General features: G+C 56.4%; 6 protein-coding genes, 1 pseudogene and 1 CRISPR repeat array. Of the genes and pseudogenes, 4 read left to right on the top strand and 3 right to left on the bottom strand.

Annotated elements, in window-relative coordinates; all coding sequences use genetic code 11:
* Positions 1 to 170: 170 nt before the first annotated feature.
* Positions 171 to 1577: a DDE-type integrase/transposase/recombinase gene (locus M6F29_RS10975; RefSeq protein ID WP_298159769.1), complete on the bottom strand. Its 1407-nt coding sequence runs from the start codon at positions 1575 to 1577 to the stop codon at positions 171 to 173.
* A 142-nt stretch (positions 1578 to 1719) separates the two neighbouring features.
* Positions 1720 to 2292 carry a hypothetical protein gene (locus M6F29_RS10980; protein ID WP_298159755.1) on the bottom strand — a complete coding sequence of 191 codons (573 nt, stop codon included), beginning with the start codon at positions 2290 to 2292 and terminating at the stop codon, positions 1720 to 1722.
* Between the two features lie 191 nt (positions 2293 to 2483).
* Positions 2484 to 3305: a CRISPR direct-repeat array (repeat unit 28 nt; unit sequence GTTTCCCCCGTACCTGCGGGGATAGACC).
* A 102-nt stretch (positions 3306 to 3407) separates the two neighbouring features.
* On the opposite strand from M6F29_RS10980, the gene M6F29_RS10985 reads away from it, so the two are divergent.
* The 3 genes from M6F29_RS10985 to M6F29_RS10995 all read left to right on the top strand — a co-directional run bounded on the left by M6F29_RS10985 (position 3408) and on the right by M6F29_RS10995 (position 5288).
* Positions 3408 to 4157, top strand: coding sequence for a DUF4336 domain-containing protein (locus tag M6F29_RS10985; protein ID WP_298159757.1), 750 nt, complete (start codon positions 3408 to 3410; stop codon positions 4155 to 4157).
* A gap of 533 nt (positions 4158 to 4690) precedes the next feature.
* Positions 4691 to 4927, top strand: coding sequence for a DUF433 domain-containing protein (locus M6F29_RS10990; RefSeq protein WP_298159759.1), 237 nt, complete (start codon positions 4691 to 4693; stop codon positions 4925 to 4927).
* Between the two features lie 154 nt (positions 4928 to 5081).
* Positions 5082 to 5288 (top strand): hypothetical protein, encoded by a 207-nt coding sequence (locus M6F29_RS10995; protein ID WP_298159762.1) that lies wholly within the window; start codon positions 5082 to 5084, stop codon positions 5286 to 5288.
* A gap of 201 nt (positions 5289 to 5489) precedes the next feature.
* Here M6F29_RS10995 and M6F29_RS11000 read toward each other — a convergent pair whose 3' ends face one another.
* A complete protein-coding gene (locus tag M6F29_RS11000) occupies positions 5490 to 5831 on the bottom strand; it encodes a zinc ribbon domain-containing protein YjdM (RefSeq protein ID WP_297502186.1) in 342 nt (113 codons plus the stop codon).
* A gap of 171 nt (positions 5832 to 6002) precedes the next feature.
* Between M6F29_RS11000 and M6F29_RS11005 the strand changes: the two are divergent.
* A pseudogene (locus M6F29_RS11005) lies at positions 6003 to 6284 on the top strand (hypothetical protein); the annotation flags it as partial.

The following is a 6284-nucleotide window of genomic DNA, read 5'->3' on the forward strand; positions in this document are numbered from 1 at the left end:
CCTGTTTTTGTGTTCGACCCACCCACCACCAGGAAAAATCCGGGACGGTTGGGAGAGGCGTATGTCTAAAGTTCAGTTCTCTATCTTGGGCGGCACATAGATCGCCTCAACCGGTAGTTCCGGCGAGAAGGGATTCCACTTGAGCCCATACAGGGCGAGTAATTTCTGGTTCATGCTGATTCCTTCTCGGTTGTGGGTAGATAGGCGGGTGGCACGCCGGTCGCGGCGTAATCGGCCAGCAGTTCGGTCATCAGGGCAGGCAGGCCCGATGGTGGTAGTGGCGACAGGTCAGTATTCGCCGGAGCCAAGCGTCGGCGCTGGCCGTTGGCATTGGCAGATTTATCCAGCGGCTTGACGAAACACAGGATAGATCCGCTGCGCGGATCAACCAGATCGACCTGCGTCAGATCCCAGCGGGCATACTGCAAATGCACCCGTTCAAGGTGACGGTAGCGTGAAGGTATTTCGAAGCGCGCCCCATCAAGACTGACGGTGCCATCGGAACGGCGCTGTTTGCGCTCCACTTGAATACGGAATGCGGACGACAACACCGCCGTGGCGGGGCAATCTCGCCGCACTGTGGGTCCTGCAAGATAGTGCGCTAACGGCGTGGCGTTGATTTCCGTGTGGCGTGTTCGGTGATATTCCTGTTCCGCCCAGGCTTGCGTGGCCAGATTGAGTGCATCCAGCGTCAGGGATTGTTCGCCTTCGAGCAACGCCATCAAGCGTCCTTCGATGCGCCCCCAGAATGATTCCTGCTTGGCGTTTTGATAAGGCGAATACGGCAAAGTGGTCTGGTGCAATACGCCCAATTTTGCCAGTCCGGTAGTGGTTTCTTCCGCCAGCATGGCCGCGCCATTGTCAGTCATCAGAGCGCGTGGCAGGCCGCGCTTCATAAAGGCTTGCGACAGACCATGGATCAAGTTCTCGGCGGTCTCGCCCAGATACCATTGCAGATGGCAAACCAGACGTGAACGGTCATCGATCACACCCAACAGCATCGGTTTTACCCATTCACCCTGGCGTGTCAGCACGCGGCGTGAGCCATGGTGGAAATCCAGATGCCATAAGGCACATACATGATCGACCTCGAAACTGCGCACTTCCAGTCGTTCCAATCGGTCGCGGGCGGCCAGCGCACCTGCGGTGGCGCGTTTCGGCTGTGCCTGGCGGAACATACCTTGCGCTTTGAGATAGCGACGGATCGTGGGGTAGGAGGCAATCTCGGTATCGCTGCCTTTAAGGGCTGCGCACAGGTTGTCGAAATGAAGTTGTGCTGTCCAGCCCTGATGCTCGCGATACTGGGTCGTCAGTGTCGCAATCGCGATGGGTGTCAAACTGGGGAAGCGACCGACATCACCACGAAGCCTATCCTTCAAGGCGGCCACCGGGTCATGGGCACGTCGTGCCGCGTAGTACCAGCGTTCCAATGTCGACACGCCAAATTCGACATCAAACCCGGATACCGGATGACGCCAGGTCTTGGCGGCTAGCTGCACCAGTTCAGCCTGTAACGATCCCGGCGCTGGGGGAGCGGCCAGTAATGGGCCAATGATCGAGAAGCGTAGTCGCGCCATACGGTCACGCTTGAGCGGATCGACTGATGTGTTAAATGTGTTCAAAAAGTTCTCCCAAAGATGCGCTGCCGACGGCAGTGCTTGTGGGAGTGAAGGTTACAAACCCTCATCGATCTTGGCTATTGGCAACTTCTGCGGGTAATTAGCACCCCTCGTTTAACGTGACTGAATGACCAACCGTAAGGGGACTGAGGAAGACCAATATTCGCCGCATTGACTCATCCGACGAGCCTAAAAAACGTTCGATCAGACTGGTGGGAAGCAGAGTTAAATCAATCGGCGGCATAAAGCGGGCGCAGGCAGCTTGCCACAGTGGTGTCAGCGGGAACTGCTCAATCCACCATTGCCTCCAGCGTTGAATGGTGCGTGCAGGAACATCCAACGTCTCGCTCAGTTGCGCCACGTCAGAGGTGGATGGGCTTCTACCTGCCGACATCAGCACTACCGCCAGTCCCAGGTAGACCCGTCTGCCTAAAAATCGAACCGACACCGATGTTTTACGCTTGCGGCATTGATTGCAGCAGAAGCTGAAGCGCGACTCAAAGTTGATTCGAGCCTCTTCCAGGCAACAACGGGGTTTGCGTGGATAGTTGGCACAATGGAGTGTGCCGCCGCAATAGTGACATTTGGTTGCGCGTGTTTCCGCCGCCAGTTCAATATCAATTTGCAGCAGAATGTGAAAAAAGTTTGGATTTTGCAGGAGGGCGTGGCACACTTAGAAGGTCTCTAGGCTTGGTAACCAGAGACTCCCCCAAAAGGTTCTTTTAATCAAGTTCCTTGAGGGGGATCTTCACCGATCCATCACGCTATTTGACCTTCTGCGCTGAAAAGGCCATCGGGATGCGTGACCTTACTCACCTGCGGGGATAGACCCCGCACTGTGACAGTCGATTATCTGGCAACGTCGTTTCCCCCGTACCTGCGGGGATAGACCCCGCTCCGGGGGCCATAAACGGCATCCCGATACGTTTCCCCCGTACCTGCGGGGATAGACCCTAGAAGACGACAAGCAAAAGCACAAAGGGAAGGTTTCCCCCGTACCTGCGGGGATAGACCCTGCGCTGGTACGTACGCAACGAGCGCGATGAAGTTTCCCCCGTACCTGCGGGGATAGACCCCGCAGTTCGGCTATCGACAAGACGTTGCAAAGAGTTTCCCCCGTACCTGCGGGGATAGACCGTCGACGTGAATATCCCTGATCATGATCCGCGTGTTTCCCCCGTACCTGCGGGGATAGACCCTTCTCAGCCAGCCGTTTCCGGTATGCGATCGGGTTTCCCCCGTACCTGCGGGGATAGACCCTATACTTTCTGCCGGATGGAGGGAAGAGGATGGTTTCCCCCGTACCTGCGGGGATAGACCTTGTGGGGGCTTGTGGGGTAATGCCTGTTCCGCGTTTCCCCCGTACCTGCGGGGATAGACCCGCTGGCGAACATTCCGTGCCCTGGCCCCTAAAGTTTCCCCCGTACCTGCGGGGATAGACCTTTGCTTAAAGCCGATTTAGTTGTAGCCTATTTGTTTCCCCCGTACCTGCGGGGATAGACCCCCGAGGACGTGGAAGTTAAGGGCCAGCGGATTGTTTCCCCCGTACCTGCGGGGATAGACCCCTCGACTTGCGTAACCCTGACGAATTCCAGAAGTTTCCCCCGTACCTGCGGGGATAGACCCGAGCGCCGCGCGTTTTTGTTCGGACTGACCGGGTTTCCCCCGTACCTGCGGGGATAGGCCCAATTTCTGGTCGCTCATGGACTTCCGCCGAGCCTAGCCGCATTGCTCGAATGCTCCCCGTGGCAATCGGATACACCGCCATAAACCCGGTAACATAGCGGAATGACAAACCCGAACCATTCCCTCGAAGCCAGTTTTCCGGAACGATCGGATGCGGCGCCGCTGCGCCCCTTCGGCGACGATCTGTGGATCTGCGAAGGTCCGGTGGTTCCCTTCCTGGGGTTCCCGTATCCGACCCGGATGGCGCTCATTCGCCTGCCGGACGGCGCGCTCTTGGTCTGGTCTCCGATCTCCTTGTCGACCGCGCTGCGGGATGCGGTCGATGCGATCGGCCCCGTGCGTTATCTCGTATCCCCGAACCAGTTGCATCACCTTTTTCTCGCGCAGTGGAAATCCGCGTATCCCAGCGCAGGGCTATTTGCGCCGCCGGGACTTCGCAAGAAGCGGAGGGATCTGCGATTCGATGCCGATCTCGACAGTACGCCGAGGGCCGAATGGGCGGCGGAAGTCGATCAGGTTGCCATGGTCGGCAGCGTGGCAATGACCGAGATCGTCTTCTTTCACCGCCGGAGCCGCACAGCGATCTTCGGCGACCTGATTCAGAATTTTCCGGCCGACTGGTTCCGCGGATGGCGGGGAATGCTCGCCAGGTTGGACGGTATCGTCGCACCGCATCCGGGCGCACCGCGCGAATGGCGGCTGAGCTTCGTTCACCGGAAGGCCGCCCGACTGGCCCTGCAAAAAGTGCTGGCGTGGCCGATCGAGCGGGTCATCGTGGCGCATGGGGATGTTGTACCGCGTGACGGCGCCGATTTCGTGCGTCGCGCATTTTCCTGGTTGTCCATTCCGTGACCGTTTCCCCCGTACCTGCGGGGATAGGCGCCTTGGCGAAGATATTGGTCCTGATCTCTCTAGGTATCGGGAAGTTATCGCGTTGGCTTGGACTTTCTTCGGGAATTTCGGGGTATCGAAGTTGAAACCGTGGTAACTAAATATTGTTGAAATAACGGAACTCATTGATGTAGATGGATTACGGTCATAATGTGAAGGACACCGCTCCGCCAATCCGACATCCATGGTTGTCCAGAAACATCCATAACGCCATGTAATTACAGTGAATCAACTGAAATTACGGTCCGGTGGCATCCCGTTGCATCCAAGCGCAGACAGACCGTGGTAATAAATTTATCACAGTGAGTTACCACGATGGCCACCCAACTGCTGTGGGTTTACCTTGGTGAACGAAAGTTACTGGCAAGCCGATAAGGAAAAATCCCTTTCTTTGGGTGTATATCGGGACCCTGAACTTTGGTCCCGCCAAAACTTTCGGCTGTGGCTTGCTGCTGGTGCGGCGCTTGGGGTAGATTGTGTGTTGTTCTATAAGTATGGACTGGAAAAATCGCATTGAATCCAATCCCGCAATTTGCGGTGGGCGCCCACACATCAAGGGAACGCGTCTGGCTGTGGAATTTGTGCTGGGGCTGATGGCGGCGGGGTGGTCAGAGGCGCAACTACTTGATAGTTATCCACACATTGGCGAAGCGGATCTGCGCGCGGTATTTGCATTCGCGCAGGCTCTGATCGAGGAAGAAAAATACTTGCCCCTGCCGCACGTTGCCTGATGAAGTGGCTGGCCGACGAAAACATACCGAAGGGTGCGATAGCCTTTTTACGGCAGCATGGCGAGGATGTGGTGGCCATTGCCGAGTCCAACAAACGGTTCAGATCGTGGCTTGCGCACGATCTAACCTTGTTCGTTATTGGAGGGCAGTACCCATGAGCGAAGTCCATTTCATTGTTGAAGAAGCGCCGGAAGGTGGGTATGTTGCGCGCGCTGTCGGCGCAGATATTGTGACCGAGGCAGACGATCTGCATGGTCTGCGTGTGCATGTCCGAGACGCAGTACATTGTCACTTTGACGATGGACAGTTGCCCAGCCTGATACGCCTGCATATTACCCGTGAAGAAGTATTGGCAGCATGAGATTACCGCGTGATCTTTCAGGGGCGGATTTGGTCAAGCGTCTTGGAGGTCGATATGGATCCGTGGATCTGATCGGTTTGCGGTGCTTGACCTAATGTCGCCCGGCCATTCGTGGCGTGGCGGTTGCTGGTGATGGTTTCTCTCCCGACGATTTACCTGGGTCGAGAGGAATGAATCTGGTGCGCTCGGGATGAGCGCCTTTCAAACCTTCCTCAGATAGCAGGCCTTGAGCATGAAATTGCCAGCGTCCATCTTGCAGTCCACCTCGTGGTCGCCACCGACCAAACGGATGCTTTTTACCTTGGTGCCCATCTTGAGCGTGAGGGAGGAGCCCTTGACCTTCAGGTCCTTGATGAGTACAACGGAGTCACCCTCTTTCAATACATTGCCATTCGCATCCTTGACCACTTCCGCTGTGTCCTCATCGGTTTTTGCGGTATCCTTTATCGGCCAGTCATGGCCGCAGTCGGCGCACACATAGTTTTCTCCGTCCTGATACGTGTTCTCCATGGCGCATTGGGGGCAAGCGGGTATAGTTGGCATAATGACGTTTGAATTGTGAATGGGTCAGGCATTTTAGCGGACCCGTCGTCTTCGGTCCAATTGTTCAATATCGCGCCTTTTCGGAAGTTTTGACTGATTTTGGCCGATGACGCACGCTGGGCCATGTGGGCGGCAGTTTCCGGTTCCAACCATTGAATGGGGGGAGATATCATGTTGAAAGGTGTTTTGCTCGGTGTGGCGCTAACCCTGGGGATTGCCTTGATTGGCGGTTACTTTCTGGTCCATAGCGGTCTGATTCCGGCCAATGCCGATGCAAAACCGGGTCGGCTGGAAACCTGGATGGCCAAGACCTCGTTGCATGCGACACTTCGTCGCATAGCTCCAAAGGAACAGAATCCGGTTGCACTGACGGACCAGAATCTTCTGGAGGGCGTTCGCCTTTTCGCACGGAATTGTGCGGTCTGCCATGGATCCGCCAAGGGCGGTGATTCG

Origin of the sequence: Ferrovum sp., assembly GCF_027317285.1 — a bacterium.
GTDB lineage: Bacteria > Pseudomonadota > Gammaproteobacteria > Burkholderiales > Ferrovaceae > Ferrovum.